A 19,249-nucleotide genomic window follows, 5' to 3' on the forward strand; every position below is an offset into this window, starting at 1 on the left:
CTTGACAGCGGCCCGGGCGGGACTGAATGCTGGCCGAGTTGTCCTACAGTCGTAGGACAGTGGGGGAACTATTCCGGGAGCTTCCATGCGCCTCTTCCGTACGGTCCTGGCCGTGCTCGCGGCCGCCACCCTGGTGGCGGCTCCGGCCGACGCGGGCCAGCCTCGGCCGCCGTCCGATCCCGCCGGCGCCCTGCTCGCCGCGTTCGACGACCACGCGATCGTCGCTAAGTCGAGCCCGGACGTCGGGACGTTCCTGTTCGACCTCGTCCGCGACCCGCGTGTCCCGGGCAAGGTGAACGACATCGTCGTGGAGTGCGGGAATTCGCGTCTCCAGCCGTTGCTCGACGCCTACATCGACGGCGGCGACGTCCCCGACGTCAACCGCGTCTGGCGGGACACGACCCAGCCGAGCTGCGGGTTTTCGACGTTCTACGAACAGCTTTTCGCCCTGGTTCGGCAAGTCAACACGACGGTGCCGGCGGCGCGGAAGATCCGCGTGCTGGCGGGCGACCCACCGATCGACTGGAGCGCCGTCCACGCCCCGGCGGACCTGGAGCCGTTCCTGGACCGGGACGCGTCGATCGTGTCCGTCGTGAAGACGCAGGTGCTGCAGAAGCACCGCAAGGCGCTGATGTTGTTCGGCTTGGGACACTTGACGCACGACGGCGGCAGCGGCGCGGTGGCGCAGCTGGAGCGCGAGTACCCGGGCGCGGCCTACGTCGTCGCGGACCACCGCGGGTTCGCTTCGGACAACACGAGGCTCGAGCAGCGGCTGGGGTCGTGGCCGGCCTTGGTGCCACTGAAGGGTTCCTGGCTGGGCACGCTCGACACAGCGTACTTCCCGACGAACCGCGACTATCCGCCGGGCACGCGCGGATATCCGGGCGTGGACGCGTACCTGTACGAGGGCCCGGCCGGTCTGCTGCTGCGCGAACCGCTGTCGGCCCGCGCGGTGCTGGACCAGGACTACCTCGCCGAGCTGCGTCGCCGGGCGACGGCGGTGGACGCGCCGCCGGACTCGATCGAGTGGCCGGAGACGTTCTTCGAGCGGGAACGCACGTCCGGGGTTCTGCTGCGCGGCTAGCCCGGCTGCCAGTCGAAGGGGCGGCGAGCGAGCGCCAGGGCGAGGGCGCTCGCGACGCCGAGGACGCCGGCACCGAGCAGGACGCCGGTGATGCCGACGAGGGTGGCGGCGGTGCCGGCGAGAGCGGTGAAGATGATGAGGCAGATGTCCTGGCCGCTGCGGGTGACACCGATGAGGCGGCCGTGGAGGTGGCGTGGACCGCCTTCGTGGAGGGCGGCCAGCAGGACGATGCTGAGGACGTTCCAGGCCCAACCCCCGCAGGCACGCAGGAGTGAGGCGACGGCGAGCCACGGAACGGCGGGCAGGAGCCCGAGCGCGAGCCCGGCGACGGCGAGACAGCCTACGGTGGCCCATTTCGCCGAGGCCCGGCGGCGGAGCAGGCCGACGGTCAAGCCGCCGAGGATGGCACCGACGGCGGTGAAGGTGCTGAGGATCCCGTAGCCGCGCGGCCCGCTGTGCAGGAACTCCGTGGCGTAGACGACCACGACGGTGTTGCTCGTGCCGAGGATGACACCGATCACGCACTGGACGAGGAAGGACGTGCGGACGGCGGGCGTGCGCCGGGCGTAGGCGATGATCCCGGTCGCGGTCGCCTCCTGGCGGTGGAGCCGGCGACGCGGCGGCAGGGCGACGAACGTGGCCACGGCGGAAAAGACGAACGTGGCGGCATCGATCAGGTAGGCGTCACGCGTGTGGCCGAGGGCGACGAGGGTGCCGGCGAGGAAGGGCGCGGCGAGCTGGCCGAGCCGCCGCGTGGACATGATCACGGCGTTGGCCCGCAGCAGCGGACCGGGTTCGGTGAGCGGAATGCAGGCTTGCTGCCCGACGAGCAGCGCCCGCCCGGTGACCCCGACGACCAGCGCGAGCGCGGCGACCGCCGGAAGAGCGGTGGCATAGGCGAAGACGACGAGCCCGGCGGTGGCAAGGTTGCCGAGCACGAGCCAAGCCCGCGCGGGGAGCCGGTCGATCAGCGTGCCCCCGGCGATCGCACCGACCAGGTTGCCCGCACTGAAGGCGACGAGAACGAAGCCCACGGTCCGCGCGGACCCGGTGGAGACGTACAGGTCGGCGATGAACGCCACGAAGAACAGGACATCGCCGAACTCGGACAGCCCGGCACCGGCGGCGAGAGCGACCAACCGGGAGTTGACGCCTTTGCTGGCCGGCGGAGCGCTCGGTGCGTCGGGCGTCGTCATGTCGGGGTCTTCTCACCGCCCAAGGTGCTGGTTGCCGGGCTTCGGTCAGCGGTGGTGCGGTGTGACACGGGCGGGCCCCCTCGTTGCTCGGCACGTGTTCTTCGCGCTTTCCATGCTGCAGGCGGAGCCCGTCCCCTTCAACCTCGACGGGCGCGGGTGACGGCGGGGCTGGTGGCGGGGCGGTTCGCCAGCGGGTGGGAGGCGGGCTGGATTTGCGAGGTCGCTCGCCGTCGCTGAGCAACTGGCTGAGGCCGCGTTGTGTGCCTCTGGCGGAGAACGGCCGGAGTTCGCGGAGTTCGGCGATCCGGCGTTGACGCATGTGGGTGTGGGCCCGTAGCCGTGTGGCTGCGGGCCTGTCCCATGCTGTGGTTATGCCGCGAAGGGCAAGGGTTGGTGCAGGTTGTTGCGCCTCGGTTTTCGACGCTTGTCCAAGAACACCGGAGGTAAGAACTCCGGGAGACCGTCAGCGGCGATCCGGACCTCCCACCCCGAGCGGTGCAGCAGCCGATGGTGGTGGGCGCACATCAGCACTAGATTGCCCAGCTCCGTCGGACCACCATCCGCCCAGTGACGGATGTGGTGACCGTGGCAGTGCCGAGGTGGCCGATGACACCCCGGGAAGGCACAGCCCCGATCACGCAGGTACAGGGCGTGGCGGATCGCTCGGGGCACCAGGCGACGCAGACGCCCCACATCGAGAGGTTCACTGCGGGTGCCGAGGACGGCGGGAATGATCATGCAGTCGCAGGCGTGCAGCCGGGCTTCGGCGGCGGAGATCGTTCCGGTATCGCCGAGGAGGGCGGTGCCGATACCGGTCTTCAGGTCGGTCAGGGAGACCGCGACCATCACGTGGGCGCGGTCCCCGGCCTGCATCGGCAGGTCCGGGGTGTTCAACGCCAGGTCGATCGCGTCGGAGAAGGCGTCGCCGTAGCGTTCCTGCGGCGACCGCAAATCCGGGCCCTCGCCGGCGGGGCGGCGCTGGGCCAGCGAATCCAGCAGGGCGCTGGCGCGGGCACCGGTCTCGTCATCGAGCTTGCCGTTAATCTCCCAGATCCCGGTCCGTTTCCGCCGCAGGGAGAGTTCCCGGGTCGGGGTGGCCGGTTCGGTGTCATCGGGTTCCGCACCATCGGGGTCGAGGTGGGCCAGGATCCGGGCGCCGAGCGCGGCGACCTGCCGATGCCCCGCCTCGGCGGCGAAGGTCAGCAGATGCCGCTCGGCGCCCTCCCGGTGTTCGGGTGGGATGTCCTGCAGGACCCCGGCAATCACGTCGATCATCGGGTTGCTCAGCTGTCCCGACCGGGCCACCACCCCCGTCGCGGCCGCGACCGCCGGAATCGGGGTGCCATCCAGGCTCAGGCCGGGGTTGACCGCCCGTGCCCGCTTCACCATCCGCTCGGCCGAAGATTTCGGGACATCCGCGAGATGCTCCAGCAACCGGGGAACCGACCGGTAGCCGAACAGCTCCAGCACACCCCGCTGCTCGATCTCGACCAGCAGCGCACCGAGTTCGGCTTCGGCGGACCGGATGCACGCGAACAGCGCACCGATGCGGTCGGCCAGGGCCACCGCATCGGACTGCCAGAGCGCGTGTTCGGTCATAACTCAAGATTACCGGCAATCGAACACCTGTCATCACACGAACAGGTAGCAACAAAGCAGAACTGTCACAGCGGCGGAACACCCCACGAAAGAGGCGGCAGAGGGACTCGATGCGTGGGGAATCGGCGCTGGCGACCACAAGGACAAGCAACCACGACAAGCGCCGATTTCCCACGCCACGGCGAAGCCGCATCTTGAAACCCAGGAACGTCAATTCCCCCGAGACCACGATTCCAAGGCGATCAGAGTCTTCGTACCGGTAACCTGATGATGCCGCCGAATCTCATCGATGGTTTTCTGCAGATGAGCCATATCCCGAACGCGCAGCCAAACGAGCGCATCCGGATCACCGGCGATCGTGAACACCGCCTGAGCCTCGGGCATCCGGGTGGTCGTGTGCAGGATCTCGTCGACCTTCGTGTTGCCGACGAAGCGAAGCTCGGTGAACGCCTCGATCCCCCAACCCAGCTTGGCGTGGTCGACCTGGACGGTGAACCCGGTGATCACCCCGGTCTCCCGCAGCCGGTCGATGCGCCGCTTGACGGCGGCCGTCGACAGCGTGACGCGGCCGGCGATGTCGGACAGCGTCCGGCGGGCGTCCTCGCGCAGCAGGCCGAGGATCTCGTGATCGGTGGCGTCGAGCAGCTCTTCAGGCATGCGCTCCAGCATAGCGAAACGCAAAAATCAGGACCAATCGAAGCAAAGGACTGCTGAAAGTTGCGTCCAAAGCACCAAAACAGCACAGCCTGTTGCGCGCCTGTGGCCCACGTCGCACTGTGCCCGAAAGCCGAGGCGAAGGGAGCGCGCCGTGGAGACGTTCACGCTGGAGGACCGCTATCTGCGGGAGGCGGGGACCGTGCACCTGACCGGGGTCCAGGCCCTGGTCAGGCTGCTGTTCGACCGCGTCCGCCACGACCGCGCGCTCGGCGGCGACCCCGCCGTGTTCGTCTCCGGCTACGAAGGCTCGCCGCTGGCCGGGTACGACCTCGAACTCGGCCGCCGCGCGACGCTGCTGGAGAAGCACGACGTCGTGCACCGGCCCGGCCTCAACGAGGAGCTGGCCGCCACGTCGGTCATGGGCAGCCAGCTCGTCGCGAGTGCCGGTGGACGAAGGGGTGTCACCGGCTTCTGGTACGGCAAGGCGCCCGGCCTCGACCGGGCCTCCGACGCCCTCCGCCACGCCAACCTGGCCGGCACCGACCCGCGCGGCGGCGCCGTCGCGCTCGTCGGCGACGATCCCAACGCGAAGTCGTCGACCGTTCCCTGCGCGTCCGAGCTCGCCCTCGCCGACCTCGCCATCCCGATCTTCTACCCCGCCGACCCTCAGGACGTCCTCGACCTGGGGATGCACGCGGTCGAGCTGTCGCGGGCCAGCGGGCTGTGGACGTCGATGAAGATCGTCGCGAACGTCGCCGACGCGTCCGGCACCGCGACCGTGAGTCCACAGTGGACCGTGCCGGAAATCGGGAAGGCCTACCGGCACGCCCCGACGTCACGACTCCTCGGCGCAAGCCTCGCCGAACTGGAACGCAGCCTCTTCACCGTCCGGCTGCCGCTCGCCCTCGAATACCTGCGCGCGAGCGGGATCAACCGGATCACCGCCCGCGGACCGGCCGACCGGATCGGCATCGTCTCCGCCGGAAAGTCCTATTTGGACCTCCAGCAGGCACTGCGCACGCTCGGTCTGGACGAGGAAAAGCACGGCATCCGCATCCTCAAGCTCGGCGCGATCCACCCGCTCGAACCGGGCATCGTCCGCGAGTTCGCCGACGGCCTCGACGAGATCGTCGTCGTCGAAGAGAAGCGCGCGTTCGTCGAAACCGCGCTCAAAGAGGTCCTCTACGGCGTTCCCGGCGCACCGAGGATCACCGGCAAGAAGGACCTCGACGGCCGGACGCTGTTCACCGAGCTCGGCGAGCTGGACCCGGACGGCATCGCCGCCGGCCTGGCCAAACGCCTGCCCGAAGGCATCCCGTCGGTCGACGCGTACCGGGGACGCCGTCGCCGCGAGCGCATCTCGGTCCCGCTGCTCGCGCGGACGCCGTACTTCTGCTCGGGCTGCCCGCACAACTCGTCGACGAAGGTCCCGGAAGGCACGCTGGTCGGCGGCGGCATCGGCTGCCACACCATGGCCCTGTTCATGGAGCCGGACCAGGTCGGCACCGTCCTCGGCGTGACGCAGATGGGCGGCGAAGGCACCCAGTGGATCGGCATGGCGCCGTTCGTCGAGGCTGACCACTTCGTCCAGAACATCGGCGACGGCACGTTCACCCACTCCGGCAGTCTCGCCGTGCGCGCGGCGGTCGCCGCCGGGGTCAACGTCACGTACAAGCTGCTCTACAACTCCGCCGTGGCGATGACCGGCGGCCAGGACGCGGTCGGCGGGCTGCCGGTCGAAAAGGTCGCGGAGCTGCTGCTCGTCGAAGGGGTGAAGCGGGTCGTGATCACCAGCGACGCACCGGCGAAGCGCCGGAAGCTGCCTGCCGGCGTCGAGGTCCGCGACCGCTCGGAACTCCTGGCCACGCAAGAGGAACTGGCCGCGATCAAGGGCGTCACCGTGCTCATCCACGAGCAGGAGTGCGCGGCCGAAAAGCGCCGGAAACGCCGTCGCGGCAAGCAGACCGCGCCCGCGACGCGCGTGGTGATCAACGAGCGCGTCTGCGAGGGCTGCGGCGACTGCGGCACCAAGTCCAACTGCCTGTCCGTGCAGCCGGTGGCGACCGAGTTCGGCCGCAAGACCGCGATCCACCAGTCGTCGTGCAACGTCGACTACTCCTGCCTCGCCGGCGACTGCCCGTCGTTCGTCACCGTCGTGCCGACCGGGCGCAAGCAGCGCCGGAAGCTCGCCGACCTGACCGCGGACGCCGTCCCGGCTCCGCCGATCGAGCCGAAGGACTTCACCGTGCGGATCACGGGCATCGGCGGCACCGGCGTGGTCACCGTGACACAGATCCTCGCCACCGCCGCGGTGCTCGACGGACGGCACGTCCGCACGCTCGACCAGACCGGGCTCGCGCAGAAGGGCGGCGCCGTGGTCTCGGACCTGAAGGTGACGGCGGAACCGGTCGAGCAAGCCCCGAAGCTGGCCGCCGGGGAATGCGACCTCTACCTGGCGTGCGACGCGCTCGTCGGGGCGGACGCGGCGAACCTCGCCGTGACCGACCCGGCCCGCACGACCGCCGTCGTCTCCACCACCCAGGTCCCGACCGGCCGGATGGTCGTCGACACGACGGTGTCCTTCCCGGACCCCGGCAGCGTCCTCGCGCCGCTGGAAACCGCGGCGGCACGCACCGTTTCGCTGGACGCCCGCGGCCTGGCCGAGACGCTCTTCGACGACGACCAGTTCGCCAACGTGCTGCAGCTGGGCGCCGCCTACCAGACCGGGGCCATCCCGCTCCCGGCCGCGGCCATCGAGCGGGCGATCGAGCTGAACGGCACCGCGGTCGCGGCGAACCTGCAGGCGTTCCGCCGCGGACGCCGGCTCGTCGCCGAGCCCGAAGCGCCCCGCCCGGCGCCGCGGCGTCCGGTCGCGCAACCCGCCGTGCGGGCGCTGGTCCACGCCGAGCCCGGGTCCGAACTGGCACGGCTGCTCGACATCCGGGTCCCCGACCTGGTCGCTTACCAGGACGAGGCCTATGCCCGCGCGTACGCCGAGTTCGTCGAGCGGGTGCGGGTGCTGGAGGATGGGCCGACGGAGATCACCGAAGCCGTCGCGAAGCACCTGTACAAGCTGATGGCGTACAAGGACGAGTACGAGGTCGCGCGGCTCTCGCTGGATCCGGCGTTCACCGCCGGGCTCGAGGAGGAGTTCGGCGACGGCACGCGGTACGCCTTCCGGCTGCACCCCCCGGTGCTGCGGGCGCTCGGGATGCGGCGCAAGATCAGCCTCGGCCCGTGGTTCCGGCCGGCTTTCCGGCTGCTGCACGCGCTGCGCCGGCTGCGTGGCACCCGCCTCGACCCGTTCGGCCGGGCGCACGTCCGGCGGGTCGAGCGCGAGCTGATCGACGACTACCGCGGCGTGGTCCTGCGGGCGTTCCGGAGCCAGGACCGGCAGCGGGTGCTCGCGCTCGCCGAACTCCCCGACGTCGTCCGCGGCTACGAAGACGTGAAGCTGGCGAACGTGGCCCGCTACCGCGAACGGCAGGCGGAAATCCTCACGCGCGCAGGTAACTGAGCATCGACTGGGTTTCGTCGGGGACGCGCAGCTTCGCGCTGACGTCCCCGGCGTGCCGCCGCGCGGCCTCGGTGCCGATGCCGAGCAGCCGCCCGATCGTCGGCACCGAGTGGCCTTCGGCCAGCAAGGCCACGACCTCGCGTTCGCGCTCGGTGAGCGTCGCCACCGGGTCGCCGGGCCGCGGCCTGGCCAGCTGGACGGCGACGACGTCCCGGTCCAGCACCGTGCCCCCGGCGGCGACGCGCCGCAGCGCGTCGAGGAACTCGTCGGGCTTGCCCACCCGCTCCTTCAGCAGGTACCCGGCTCCCCCGCCGCCGGCGGCCAGGAGGTCACCCGCGTAGCCGTCCTCGACGAACGCCGAAAGCGCGAGGATCGCCAGGCCCGGCACCCGGCGACGCGCCTCGAGAGCAGCGCGGAGCCCTTCGTCGGTGAACGTCGGCGGCATCCGGACGTCGACGACGGCCAGGTCCGGCGCCGCCGCCTCGACCGACGTCACCAGGTCGCCGGGGTGGTCCACGGCGGCGACGACGTCGAAGCCTTCGCTGCGCAGGAGCAGCACCAGCCCCTCCCGCAGCAGGGCGTCGTCCTCCGCGATCACGATGCGCACGGCGGCTGCCTCCTCCCGTCCACGTCATCCCTGCCTGGATGTACGGACGCGCGGGCGGAACCGTTCAGCTGTCGCCGGACCAGCCGCTCAGCCGGGTCAGCAGGCGCTCGAGCACCTGCGGGTCCGCGGCCACCGGGTCGCCGGAGACCGGCTCGTCGACCAGGGTCCGGCGGTCCTGCCGCCGCGGCAGGCGCACCTGCCGCGCGGTCATCCCGCCGGGCAGCGGCAGCTCGCACCACGTCGTGCGGCCGCCGCCGTCGGCGGGCGAGACGCCGACCCGCTCGCCGAGCCGGGCCTGCGGTTCCGCCAACCCGGGCACGTCGTCGTCGACCTCGATGGAAAGCACCTCGGCGCGGAGCCGCAGCCGCAGCGTGACGAAGGCCGGCGCCTTCGGGTCACTGGCGTCGATCACGGCCTGGACCAGCCGTTTCGCGGTGCCGGTCACCTGCTCCAGCATGGGCATGAGTGACCAGTCGGTGAGAATCAGGCGGACGAAGAGCTCCGTCACCGGCAGCGCGCTGGGCTGCGCGACGAGCCGGATGTCGTCCATCTGGGAGGTGTGCGCGCTCAACCCTGACCTTCCTCACCCAGGTGTGGCCGTTCCGGGTCCAGCATCTTGCCACCCGGCACCCGCGGCACGGTACCGGCCGGGCCGGCGTCGCCACCTTCGGGGCCACCCCGAGCGCGCCGGGTCAGACGCGGGCCGGCACCCACAGCTCGTCGATGGCGCGTTCCGCCGCCGCGAGACTCTCCTCGGCGAGGGGAATGAGCTCCGCGAGAGCCGGGCGGACCGGCGCCAGCGTCAGCTCCGCCGTGATGAACCGCGGCTCCAGCCCGGTCAGCGAGACGCCGTGGGACAGCCACTGCTGGGCGTGGTCCCAGCCTTCGCGGGGCGTGCCTTCGCCGTACCCGCCGCCGCGGGAGGCCAGCACGATGAACTCCCGGCCGCCGAGCAGGCCGGCGTACGTCTCGGGGTCGACCGAAAGGCCCGGGGCGATGAGGTGGTCCGCCCATGCCTTGACGCTGCTCGGCGGCCCGAAGTTGTACAGCGGCAGGCCCAGCAGCACCGCGTCGGCCGCTTTCACTTCGCCGACGATCTCCACGGTTCGGGCCCAGGTCGCCGCCTGCTCCGGGGTGTGCTGCTCCGGCGGCACCCGGCCGGCCAGGCCGCCGGCCGCGTCGAGGTGGGGCAGCGGGTCCGCGCCCAGGTCGCGGTAGGTGACCGTGCCGTCGGGGTGCGCGGCCCGCCACGCCGCCGCGGCCCGCGCGGTGAGGCGGCGGCTCACCGAACCGTCGCCCTGGATGCTCGAGTCGATGTGCAGGAGATGTGCCATGTCGTTAGCCACCCATAGATCGTTGGTGTTGGACAAACTATTGATAGCACATCGACCATTGCTGTGCCCATATACTGGGCGCATGACCTCGCTGCCGGTCGTCAACCAGCCGCCCCACCGGTGCGGTGCGCTGGTCGACCACCTCGCCCGCCGGCTGCGGCTGCGCAGCGAGTCGGTGCTGGCCCCGCTCGGGCTGCGGCCGCGGCACCTCATCGCGCTCACCGTGCTGCGCGACCAGGGCGGCAGCTCGCAGCAGGATCTGGCGAAGATCCTGGAAATGGACGGCACCAACGTCGTCACCCTGCTCAACGAGCTCGAGACCGAGGGCCTGATCGAGCGGCGCCGCTCCCCCGCGGACCGCCGCCGCCACCTCGTCGAGCTCACCGACGTCGGCGCGAAGCTGCTCGTGCGCGCCGAGTTCGCGCTCACCGCGGTCGAGGACGAGGTGTTCCACGCCCTCAGCCACGACCAGCGCGAGACGCTCTACGAGCTCCTGCAGCAGGCCGCCAGCAGGACCGGCGTGGAAGCCTGCCGGGAAAACACCGCCGGCTGCTGAGCTTCAGTCCGACGGCGGGAAGAGCCGCGGCAGGAACCCGAGCATCAGCGCCGACCAGGTCACGTGCGTCAGCAGCGGTGCCTGCACGCCGCCCGACCGGTGGCGTTGCGCGGCGAACAGCGTCCCCATCACCGCCGACGCCAGCACCAGCGCGGGATTCCTCGTCGCCGTGGTCGAAAGCACGTACACCACGGTGGACCCCCGCGCGCCGAGGCCGTCGTAGAGCGAGCCGCGGAAGAACAGCTCTTCCGCCGCGCCCGTGACCAGCGTCGCCGCCGCCACCGACGCCGCCGGGCCGCGGTGGGCGTGGTCGAGCACGCCGGCGATCGCGCGGCGCAGCGGCGGGATGCGCCGGGCCACCAGGGCGCACCCGTAGAACACGCCGAACGCGGCCGCGCCCGCGGCCACCGGCTGGACGACGTCCCGGCGGCCCCGGGGCACCGGCCCGGCCGCGCGGGCGCCGGCGAACCACGTCGCCGCGACCGACGCGGTGAGGACGGGGAACCGGCGCGACCCGGGACGGCTGGCCAGCGACGCGCCGAGCAGCCCGGATCCGGCGGCCGTCACGCCGGCGAGGAACGCCTTCACGCCGTCCGCCTGCTCTTCGCCCGCTCGCCCAGTGCCTGCAGCACGGCGTCGTCGTAGCCCATCGGCTCGAACTCGACGATCCGGCGGATCGCGTCGTCGCGGACGACGACCTCGTTGGTCATCGAGTCGATCAGGGCGCGCCCGGTCGTGACGTCGATGTCCGTGACCAGCGAAAGCCAGTACGACGACAACCGCGGGGACAGCAGCGGCACCGGCAGGATCAGCAGCGGCCTGCCCTCGATCGCCGCGACCCGCTGCAGCATGTCCCGGTAGGCCAGCACCTCGGGGCCGCCGATGTCGAACGTCCGCCCTCCGGCCTCCGGGTGGTCGAGGACGCCGACCAGGTAGCGGACGACGTCGGCGACCGCGATGGGCTGGGTGCGGGTGCCGACCCAGCGCGGGGTGACCATCGCCGGCAGGTGCTCCACCAGCTGGCGCGTCAGCTCCCACGACGTGCCGCCGTGGCCGATCACGATCCCGGCGCGCAGCACCGTGACCGGGACGCCGGTCTCTCCCAGCAGCCGCTCGACCTCGCGGCGGCTGGCCAGGTGGTCGGACAGCGAGTCGTCGTCGTCCCCGAGGCCGCCGAGGTAGACGATCCGGTGCAGGCGCGCGTCCGCCGCCGCGCGGGCGAACGCGCGCGCTGCATCCGCGTCGCGGCGCTTGAAGTCCGCGCTGTCGAGGGAATGCACGAGGTAGTAGGCGGCTTCGGCGCCTCGGAGCGCGTCACGCAGGGAACCGACGTCGGCGACATCGCCGCGGACGGCTTTCCCGGCACCGCGGTACTTCGCGGGGTGGCGGGTCATGGCGAGCACTTCGTGCCCGGCCGCCTCCAGCGCGGGGCACAACCGGGCGCCGACGAACCCCGACGCCCCGGCCACCAGCACCCGCATGCTCCCGACGTTAGCCGGAACGCCCTTCGCGCGCAGGTCGCCCGCGCCCGGCGAAGCAGACCGCGGCGACGACCGCCGCGCAGCCGGTCAGCTGCGCCCACCCGGGCGTCTCCCCGAGCAGGCCGACGCCCAGCAGCACCGCACCGACCGGCTGCAGCAGCATGAGCGTCGCCCCGGTGGTGGCGGACATCCGGGGCAGCGCGGCGGAGATGAGCAGCCAGCCGGCGAGCTGGCCGACCCCGGCGAGCGCGAGCAGCCAGCCGAACGCGGGCCAGCCCGGCGTCAGGTCGAGCGTGCCGCTCGGGAGGCCGAGCACGACGGCGACCAGGCCGGCCGAAACCGTCGCCAGCACCAGCGAGTGCACCTGCGCGCCCGTGCCGCCGCTGAGCCGGATCAGGAACAGGTAGCCGGCGTATCCGGCACCGGCGAGCAGCGCGGCGACCGCGCCGGTGACCGGGTCCGAGCCGAACGAGCCGGTGCCGGCGAACCCGCCGGCCAGCACGACCCCGCCGAGCAGGATCGGTGTCGTGACGAGGAACCGCTTCGACGGCCGTTCCGCCAGGAAGGCGAACGCCAGCAGCGGCACGATCACCACCTGCACGGCGAGGAGCACCGTCGCGATCCCGGCGCCGACCCGCGGGATCGCTTCGCCCCAGAGCACGAAGTCCAGGCCGAGCCCGGTACCGGCCAGCAGCGGGAACAGCACGCGACGGCGCTGTGCCGGGCCCGCCTTCCGCCGTTCGCGCCCGGCGAGCACGAGCAGGACCGGCAAGGCCAGCAGGCAGCGCCAGAACGCGCTCGTGCTGCCGCTGGTGTGCGAAACCTTGATGAAGACCGACGACAGCGAGATGCAGAAGCTGCCGAGCGCGGCCAGCAGGCGCGGGTCGAGGCGCCGGGTCAACGAAGGAGCCGGATGGGGGGCGGTCGTGGTCACCCCTTCAGCCTGGTAGCCCTGACTGTCAACGACAAGCGAATGTTTCTGCGCGGAATTCGGTAGGATCACTACCGTGTTCGGACTCGAGCGGATGCGCGCGCTGCACGCCGTCGCCACCCAGGGCTCGGTCGCCGCGGCGGCCGCGTCCCTGCACGTCACGCCGTCGGGGGTGTCGCAGCAGCTGGCGAAGCTGGAACGAGAGGCGGGCCAGCCGCTGCTGGAGCCCCGCGGCCGCGGCGTCCGGCTCACGAAGGCCGGCCAGGTGCTGGCCGGGCACGCCGAGCGGATCCTCGCGCAGGTCGCCGACGCGAGAGCGGACCTGGAGCTGCTGCGGGAGGACGTCATCGGGCCGCTGCGGATCGGCGCGATCCCGACGACGGTGCACGCGCTGCTGCCGCCCGCCCTGGCCACCCTCGCCGAGCGGCACCCGCGGCTGGAGGTGACGCTGCACGAGGGCGAAGCGGAACAGACCATGCCCCAGGTGCCGGACGGCGACCTCGACGTCGCGGTGGTGGAGAGCTGGACGGACCGCCCGACGGTGATCCCGCCTTCGACGACGCGCATCGAGCTCTTCTCCGACGTCGCGGACCTGGCCCTGCCCGCCGGGCACCGGCTCGCCCGCCGCAAGGCGGTCGATCTGTCCGAAGTGGACGATCTGCCGTGGATCGGCTGGAGCGCCGGGTCCGGCTGCTACGACTGGCTGGTCCAGGTCTTGCGCAAGCAGCGGCTGGAGCCGCGGATCAGCTGCACGGTCGGCGGCTACCCGACGCAGCTGGCGCTCGTCGCGGGCAACGTCGGCGCGGCGCTCGTGCCCCGCCTGGCCCGTGACCGGGTGCCCGAAGGCGTCCGCATCCTGGCCACGCGCCCGGCGCTGACCCGGACGATCTACGCGATCTGCCGCGCGGGCGAAGAGGACCACGGCGCGGTGCGCGCGTGCCTGGACGCGCTCCGGACGGCGTCCGCGCGCTTCGGGAGCACGGGGCGCCCGGCCGGCTGACCCCCCTCAGCATCGTCGCCGCACCCGGATGCAGTGAATGACTCATTCCTGTCGCCGGACGACAGGAATGAGTCATTCACAACGTCGGCGCAGCAGCTCGGCCATCTCGGTCACCAGCTTCCCCGGCCGCCGGTGGTGCACCAGGAAGATCTCCCGCACCGGCCGCGCGTCCACCGCGTCGCGCACCTCGATGCGGGCCGGGCCCACCCGGCCGAGCACGCTCTCCGGCACGAACGCGATCCCCAGCCCGGCCTCGACCAGCGCCAGGATCACCTGGTAGTCGCGCGTTTCGTAGGCGACCCGCAACGCCACCCCGGCGGTGCCCGCCAGCTGCTCCAGGCAGGCGCGGTTGGGCACGCCCGGGCTGCCGGAGATCCAGTCCTCCCCGGCCAGCGACCGCAGCGTGAGCCGGCGGGCGCGAGCCTTCGCGTGCCCCTTCGGCAGGATCAGCCGGAACCGCTCCGAGCGCAGCAGCGACCGCGTCAGCCCGCGCGGGTCGGGCAGCGGCGCCCCGGGGTAGCGGTGGGTGATCAGCAGGTCCAGATCACGCGAGCTGACCAGGCCGTACCCGTCGGGCGGCTCCAGGTCCAGCAGCCGCAGCGCCACCGCGGGGTGGTCGCGGCGGAACCGCGCGAGCGCGGCGGGCACCAGGGTCGTGCCCGCGCTGGCGAACGTGCCGACGGTGAGCTGCGCCGGTTCCTCGCCGAGCAGGCCGCGGACCGTCCGCTCGGCCGTGCGCAGCTCCCCGACGATGGTTTCCGCGTGGGCGAGCAGCGCCTCGCCGACCGGTGTCAGCGACACTCCGCGGGGATGGCGATTCAGCACTGACGCGCCGACGTCCCGCTCCAGCTTCGCCAGCTGCTGCGAGACCGCGGACGGCGTGAACGAAAGCCGCTGGGCCGCCCCGGCGATCGAGCCGGCGTGCGCGACCTCGGCGAGCAGGGTCAGGCGGTGGGCGTCGAGCACGTCAGCCTCCAGCCATAAGCAACGCTAATGCCAGTATAGGAGACGCCGCTGGTGCTTACGGCTCGCCGCGCGCATGCTGAAGCCATGATCAGCACTGCCGATGTCGAGCTGGCCGCCGCGCGGATCCGGGGCCGGGTCCGCCGGACCCCGGTGTTCGCCGCGGACGACGGCCTGTGGTTCAAGCTGGAACAGCTGCAGCACACGGGGTCGTTCAAGGCGCGCGGCGCCTTCAACCGGATCATCGCCGCGGGCGAGCTCTCGGCGGCCGGGGTGGTGGCCGCCTCGGGCGGCAACGCCGGTCTCGCCGTCGCCCACGCCGCCCGCGAATTCGGCCTGGCCGCGCGGGTTTTCGTGCCGGCGACCGCGCCCGTGGTGAAGGTGGCGAAACTGCGGCAGCTGGGCGCGGCCGTCGAACTGGTCGGCGAGAAGTACGCGGAGGCCTACGACGCCGCCGTGAAGCACGCGGCGGATTCCGGCGCGCTCTTCTGCCACGCCTACGACCAGCCGGACATCTGTGCGGGGCAAGGAACCCTCGGCCTGGAACTGCTGGAGCAGGCCGGCGAGCCGGACACGATCCTCGTGGCGGTCGGCGGCGGCGGGCTGCTGGCCGGCGTCGCCGCCGCGGTCGAAGGCCGGGCGCGGGTGGTCGGCGTCGAACCGCGCTCGTGCCCGACGCTGAACGCGGCGCTGGCCGCGGGAGCACCGGTGCCGGTCGAGGTCTCCGGCGTCGCCGCCGACTCCCTGGGCGCGACCCGGCTCGGCGACATCGCGTTCGCCGTGGCCACCCGCACCGGCGCCGGTTCGGTGCTGGTGGACGACACCGCGATCCTCGAGGCCCGCGCGGCGCTGTGGGACCGCTACCGCCTCGCCGTCGAACCCGGCGGAGCGACGGCGTTCGCCGCCCTGCTCGACGGCGCCTACCGGCCGGCGCCGGGCGAACGGGTCGCCGTCGTGCTCTGCGGCGCCAACACCGACCCCGCGACGCTCACTTCCCCGACAGCCGCTCCACCAGCGGCGCGAACTGCTCGAGGAACGCGCTGTTGACGCTGATGTAGGACACGCCGAATTGTTCGCGACGACGTTCGAGCTCCTCCGCCATGGCGTCGACGTCGCCCCGCAGCATCCCGAGCGAGTCGTGCTCGATGAGCGTCTCGGCGTCAACGCCGATGAAGCCGCGGATCCACGGCGGGACCTCGTCGCCGACGACCCAGATGTTCATCGCGAACTCGAGGTCGCGGTCGCCGGCCGCCGCACGGATTTCCCCGACGTACTCCGCCATTTCTTCGCGGGTCGTCAGCACGCCGCCGGCGAGCGTGACGATGTCGGCCTTCATCCCGGCGAGGCGGCGCGCCTTCGGCCCGCCCGCGGCGATCATCACCGGCGTGTGCGCGTCGCCGTCGAGCCGCCGGACGTGGTCGACGGTCTCGGAGATCGAGTCGAGGCGCTCCTGGCCGGAGCCGTACGGCAGCCCGAGCTCTTCGGCCTGCTGCCGCATTTCCGGGCGTCCGGTGCCGAGCCCGAGCTCGAACCGGCCGCCGGTGACGACGGTCAGGCTGTGCGCCTCCCACGCTGCCGCCCGCGCGGTGCGCAGCGGGCTGGCCAGGACGAACGACCCGACGCGCAGCTCGGTCGTCGCCGCGGCGGCGGCCGCGAGCGCCGCGGTCGGTGTCGGCAGGTTCAGGTTGTCCGGGCACAGCAGCGTCGAATAGCCGAGTTCTTCGGCGCGGCGAGCGGTGGCGAGCCATTTCGCGCCGCCTTCGGTCGCTCCCGCGACCACGCCGAACCGGAACGCCTTCTGTGGCATCGAAGCACCCCCAAGTCGTTGGTCCTTCGATCAAACCACCGGTGCGCCCGGCCGTGCCACCACGGCCGGGCGCGCGCCCGGCATCAGCCGCGCTGGTACTCCTCCCAGGTGACCTTCGTGACCTGGGGGCCGTCGTCGGCGCCGCGGCCGGCGAGGCCGTTCATGCCCAGGTAGTAGTCACCGGTCTGGTGCTGCGCACCCGACGACAGGTCCGGGTCGGAGACCGCCATGGCGTGGATGTGGTAGTCGAAGCCCTGCGCCGGCGTGCGGAGCCAGGCCGCGAACCCGACCTTGCGCAGCGCGGTCAGCAGCTTCGTCCGGTTCGCCGAGGACATGCCGGACACCGAGATGTCCATCGCGCCGCCACCGTCGTGCGTGCCGGCCGAAGCGTCCACGCCACCCGGGTTGTACGAACCCTGGGTGAGGGCGACCTGCGAGCCGTAGATCCCTTCCGCGGCCACGAGCATCGCCTTGGTGCGGGTGTTGAGGGTCTTGCTGTGGTAGGTCACCTGGCTGCCGGCGGAAACCGGGTTCGTGACCGTGTACCGGTTTTCGCCGAGCTTCTCCAGCGACGTCTTACCGGGCAGGCCGGAAGCGTCGATCCCGGTGTAGCCCAACGACTTCTGGTACGCCGAATACGCGTCGATGGTGCTGGTGCCGAAGTAACCGTCGACGAACTGGCTCGCCAGCAGCCCCTTCGCCTGCAGCGCCTGCTCGACGAGCAGGACGCTGTCGTGCGCGCCCGGCGTCAGGGTGTCGTCGGCACGGCGCGGGTCGATCTGGGCCGCCTTGAGGACGGCCTCCATGTTCGCCGTCGGCAACGCCGTCGTGACCGCGGTCTCGGCCTGAGCCGGTGCGGCTACGGCAAAGGTTGCAACTGCCGCAGAAGCCAGTGCCGTCAGGACGGCGGCCTTCGTGAACATCTTTTTCCTCCACTGTTGGGATTCGCTTACGACGAGAAGGATCACGCAACCGGATACAAGGGACGTACAAACCGGATCCGCCCCAACGGGAATCTTGTAGACGTCCACAAAGGACGCGCTGTCCCGGTTGCGCGTCACCCTCGGTCGCCGGGTGACACCAGAGCGTTGTAGCAGGAAGTAATGCCGCCCACACCGGTTTCGCGTTTCCGCTGGTCCAAGCGTGTTAGCGACTGTCACGGAGAGTTCCGGTGCTCCTGAGCTGGACGTTGTCGTGCTCATTTCGTAACCTGTTCGAGATCTCGCGGCCCCCGGTCGTCACGAGACGGCGACGCGAGATCGCCGCCGATACCCCCTGCCGGGTAGCGGAACCCACTGCGGGCTCTTCCTGTTGCGGTCGAGCGCGCGCCGGGCACGGGCGAGGCCCCCGACTCGCCCTTCCGGTACCCGTCGGCGGCCGATCAGCAAAGGAGACCCGCGCGAGAATGCGTTCGCATCCGATCAAGCGCGTGGTGTCAGGTGTCCTCGCCGCGGCTTCGGTGATCACCCTCGTCACCGTGGCCCAGCCGACGGCCACCGCCGCCCCCGTCCCCGTCCTCCAGGCGCCGCCCACCGGGTCGGACGCCCTCGCCAAGTACCGCGACCTCGCGGCACAGGCGGAAAAGCTCAACGAAGACCTGCTCCGGGCCCAGGACGACCTGACCGCCAAGCAGGGCCAGCTCGACAAGGCCAACGCCGACGTCACCGCCGCGAAGAACAGTGGCGCGCAGGCCATCGAAGCGAAGCGGACGTACCAGTCCGAAGTGGACAAGTTCGCCGACGCGTCGTTCACCAGCGGCGTCCAGATGAACAAGCTGTCGGCCCTGCTGGCCGGCACGTCCACCCAGGACTTCCTGGACCGCTCTGCGGCGCTCGAGGTCATCGCGACCGACAAGAACGCCGCGATGGGCAACCTCACCACCGCCGCCGACAAGGCCGAGGCGGCCGAGAAGGCGGCAGCCGACGCGGCGAAGCGAGCGCAGGACGCCCGCGACGCGGCGGCGAAGCTGGCTTCGGACATCCAGGCCAAGAAGAAGGACCTGCAGGCCCAGATCGACCAGATCGAAGCCCAGAGCCGCAACCTCAGCAGCGCCGACCGGGCCGCCCAGAAGGACACCGGCGGCTCGGCACCGAACGTCAAGGCGCCCACCGCGGCGGCGCAGACCGCCGTCAACGCGGCGCTGAGCAAGCTCGGCAGCGCCTACGTCTGGGGCGCCACCGGACCGAGCACGTTCGACTGCTCAGGTCTCATGCAGTGGGCGTACAAGCAGGCGGGCATCACCCTGCCCCGCACGTCGTCGGCGCAGGCCGGCTTCGGCACGCCGGTGTCGCGGGACCAGCTGCAGCCGGGCGACCTGGTCGCCTACTACTCCCCCGTGTCCCACATCGGGATGTACATCGGCGACGGCAAGATGGTGCACGCGCCGACGAGCGGCGACGTCGTCAAGATCTCGCCGCTGCTGAGCGAGTACGCGGGCGCGACCCGGCCGACGGCCTGAGCTCGCGCGAGTGCCCCGTTCCGGGAGGTGTAGAAATCCCCGAACGGGGCACTTTCCGC

At 71.7% G+C, this 19,249-nt stretch carries 18 protein-coding genes; 6 read left to right on the forward strand and 12 right to left on the reverse strand.

Annotated elements, in window-relative coordinates:
- The first annotated feature begins 85 nt into the window (after positions 1-85).
- Entirely contained in the window at positions 86-1,084 is a 999-nt protein-coding gene (locus CF165_RS45005; protein WP_093953731.1) for a hypothetical protein, read from the forward strand.
- Here the strand turns inward: CF165_RS45005 and CF165_RS45010 are convergent.
- From CF165_RS45010 to CF165_RS45020, 3 genes are all read right to left on the reverse strand, one after another.
- Positions 1,081-2,280, reverse strand: a complete 1,200-nt coding sequence (locus tag CF165_RS45010; RefSeq protein WP_093953732.1) for an MFS transporter — start codon at positions 2,278-2,280, stop codon at positions 1,081-1,083. The genes CF165_RS45005 and CF165_RS45010 overlap by 4 nt on opposite strands.
- 369 nt (positions 2,281-2,649) lie before the next feature.
- On the reverse strand, positions 2,650-3,879 hold the full coding sequence (locus CF165_RS45015) for an HNH endonuclease signature motif containing protein (RefSeq protein WP_093953733.1): 1,230 nt from the start codon (positions 3,877-3,879) through the stop codon (positions 2,650-2,652).
- Positions 3,880-4,089: 210 nt separating this feature from the next.
- Entirely contained in the window at positions 4,090-4,536 is a 447-nt protein-coding gene (locus CF165_RS45020) for an Lrp/AsnC family transcriptional regulator (protein ID WP_093953735.1), read from the reverse strand.
- A gap of 151 nt (positions 4,537-4,687) precedes the next feature.
- Here CF165_RS45020 and CF165_RS45025 point away from each other — a divergent pair, with 151 nt between their 5' ends.
- The gene (locus CF165_RS45025) at positions 4,688-8,053 is read left to right on the forward strand and encodes an indolepyruvate ferredoxin oxidoreductase family protein (protein ID WP_240522105.1); all 3,366 of its coding nucleotides are present in this window, start codon (positions 4,688-4,690) and stop codon (positions 8,051-8,053) included.
- Here CF165_RS45025 and CF165_RS45030 read toward each other — a convergent pair.
- The 3 genes from CF165_RS45030 to CF165_RS45040 form a co-directional block, all read right to left on the reverse strand.
- Complete coding sequence (locus CF165_RS45030) at positions 8,034-8,660, reverse strand: response regulator (protein ID WP_093953736.1); 627 nt, start codon at positions 8,658-8,660, stop codon at positions 8,034-8,036. The two genes, CF165_RS45025 and CF165_RS45030, sit on opposite strands and share 20 nt — an antisense overlap.
- A gap of 64 nt (positions 8,661-8,724) precedes the next feature.
- Positions 8,725-9,231: a histidine kinase gene (locus tag CF165_RS45035; protein ID WP_093953737.1), complete on the reverse strand. Its 507-nt coding sequence runs from the start codon at positions 9,229-9,231 to the stop codon at positions 8,725-8,727.
- A 121-nt stretch (positions 9,232-9,352) separates the two neighbouring features.
- Positions 9,353-9,994, reverse strand: a complete 642-nt coding sequence (locus CF165_RS45040; RefSeq protein ID WP_093953739.1) for an FMN-dependent NADH-azoreductase — start codon at positions 9,992-9,994, stop codon at positions 9,353-9,355.
- Between the two features lie 82 nt (positions 9,995-10,076).
- Here CF165_RS45040 and CF165_RS45045 point away from each other — a divergent pair, with 82 nt between their 5' ends.
- Positions 10,077-10,550, forward strand: a complete 474-nt coding sequence (locus CF165_RS45045) for a MarR family winged helix-turn-helix transcriptional regulator (protein WP_093953741.1) — start codon at positions 10,077-10,079, stop codon at positions 10,548-10,550.
- 3 nt (positions 10,551-10,553) lie between these two features.
- Here CF165_RS45045 and CF165_RS45050 read toward each other — a convergent pair whose 3' ends face one another.
- The 3 genes from CF165_RS45050 to CF165_RS45060 are packed head-to-tail and all read right to left on the reverse strand — an operon-like array spanning position 10,554 to position 12,965.
- Positions 10,554-11,138, reverse strand: a complete 585-nt coding sequence (locus CF165_RS45050; protein WP_093953742.1) for a CPBP family intramembrane glutamic endopeptidase — start codon at positions 11,136-11,138, stop codon at positions 10,554-10,556.
- Positions 11,135-12,031: an NAD(P)H-binding protein gene (locus tag CF165_RS45055; RefSeq protein WP_093953743.1), complete on the reverse strand. Its 897-nt coding sequence runs from the start codon at positions 12,029-12,031 to the stop codon at positions 11,135-11,137. The genes CF165_RS45050 and CF165_RS45055 overlap by 4 nt, the downstream gene beginning before the upstream one ends.
- A gap of 10 nt (positions 12,032-12,041) precedes the next feature.
- Positions 12,042-12,965 (reverse strand): DMT family transporter, encoded by a 924-nt coding sequence (locus tag CF165_RS45060; RefSeq protein ID WP_093953744.1) that lies wholly within the window; start codon positions 12,963-12,965, stop codon positions 12,042-12,044.
- Between the two features lie 73 nt (positions 12,966-13,038).
- Here CF165_RS45060 and CF165_RS45065 point away from each other — a divergent pair, with 73 nt between their 5' ends.
- Positions 13,039-13,962, forward strand: a complete 924-nt coding sequence (locus CF165_RS45065; protein ID WP_093953745.1) for a LysR family transcriptional regulator — start codon at positions 13,039-13,041, stop codon at positions 13,960-13,962.
- 72 nt (positions 13,963-14,034) lie between these two features.
- Here the strand turns inward: CF165_RS45065 and CF165_RS45070 are convergent, their stop codons facing one another.
- The gene (locus CF165_RS45070; protein ID WP_093953747.1) at positions 14,035-14,928 is read right to left on the reverse strand and encodes a LysR family transcriptional regulator; all 894 of its coding nucleotides are present in this window, start codon (positions 14,926-14,928) and stop codon (positions 14,035-14,037) included.
- Between the two features lie 84 nt (positions 14,929-15,012).
- Here CF165_RS45070 and CF165_RS45075 point away from each other — a divergent pair, with 84 nt between their 5' ends.
- A complete protein-coding gene (locus CF165_RS45075) occupies positions 15,013-15,972 on the forward strand; it encodes a threonine/serine dehydratase (protein WP_093953748.1) in 960 nt (319 codons plus the stop codon).
- Here the strand turns inward: CF165_RS45075 and CF165_RS45080 are convergent.
- Both CF165_RS45080 and CF165_RS45085 read right to left on the reverse strand, forming a co-directional pair.
- Complete coding sequence (locus tag CF165_RS45080; protein WP_093953749.1) at positions 15,914-16,732, reverse strand: LLM class flavin-dependent oxidoreductase; 819 nt, start codon at positions 16,730-16,732, stop codon at positions 15,914-15,916. The genes CF165_RS45075 and CF165_RS45080 overlap by 59 nt on opposite strands.
- An 83-nt stretch (positions 16,733-16,815) precedes the next feature.
- A complete protein-coding gene (locus CF165_RS45085) occupies positions 16,816-17,655 on the reverse strand; it encodes a peptidoglycan-binding domain-containing protein (protein ID WP_093953751.1) in 840 nt (279 codons plus the stop codon).
- 482 nt (positions 17,656-18,137) lie between these two features.
- On the opposite strand from CF165_RS45085, the gene CF165_RS45090 reads away from it, so the two are divergent.
- A complete protein-coding gene (locus tag CF165_RS45090) occupies positions 18,138-19,190 on the forward strand; it encodes a C40 family peptidase (RefSeq protein WP_093953752.1) in 1,053 nt (350 codons plus the stop codon).
- Positions 19,191-19,249 lie beyond the last annotated feature (59 nt).

It is taken from the genome of Amycolatopsis vastitatis (assembly GCF_002234595.1).
GTDB lineage: Bacteria > Actinomycetota > Actinomycetes > Mycobacteriales > Pseudonocardiaceae > Amycolatopsis > Amycolatopsis vastitatis.

Bases quoted from the DNA above. Each gene is read 5' to 3' on its own strand.
- CF165_RS45055 (WP_093953743.1), bottom strand. From the start codon at position 12,031: ATGCGGGTGCTGGTGGCCGGGGCGTCGGGGTTCGTCGGCGCCCGGTTG.
- CF165_RS45040 (WP_093953739.1), bottom strand. From the start codon at position 9,994: ATGGCACATCTCCTGCACATCGACTCGAGCATCCAGGGCGACGGTTCG.
- CF165_RS45020 (WP_093953735.1), bottom strand. From the start codon at position 4,536: ATGCCTGAAGAGCTGCTCGACGCCACCGATCACGAGATCCTCGGCCTG.
- CF165_RS45045 (WP_093953741.1), top strand. From the start codon at position 10,077: ATGACCTCGCTGCCGGTCGTCAACCAGCCGCCCCACCGGTGCGGTGCG.
- CF165_RS45075 (WP_093953748.1), top strand. From the start codon at position 15,013: ATGATCAGCACTGCCGATGTCGAGCTGGCCGCCGCGCGGATCCGGGGC.
- CF165_RS45010 (WP_093953732.1), bottom strand. From the start codon at position 2,280: ATGACGACGCCCGACGCACCGAGCGCTCCGCCGGCCAGCAAAGGCGTC.
- CF165_RS45005 (WP_093953731.1), top strand. From the start codon at position 86: ATGCGCCTCTTCCGTACGGTCCTGGCCGTGCTCGCGGCCGCCACCCTG.
- CF165_RS45015 (WP_093953733.1), bottom strand. From the start codon at position 3,879: ATGACCGAACACGCGCTCTGGCAGTCCGATGCGGTGGCCCTGGCCGAC.
- CF165_RS45080 (WP_093953749.1), bottom strand. From the start codon at position 16,732: ATGCCACAGAAGGCGTTCCGGTTCGGCGTGGTCGCGGGAGCGACCGAA.
- CF165_RS45085 (WP_093953751.1), bottom strand. From the start codon at position 17,655: ATGTTCACGAAGGCCGCCGTCCTGACGGCACTGGCTTCTGCGGCAGTT.
- CF165_RS45090 (WP_093953752.1), top strand. From the start codon at position 18,138: ATGCGTTCGCATCCGATCAAGCGCGTGGTGTCAGGTGTCCTCGCCGCG.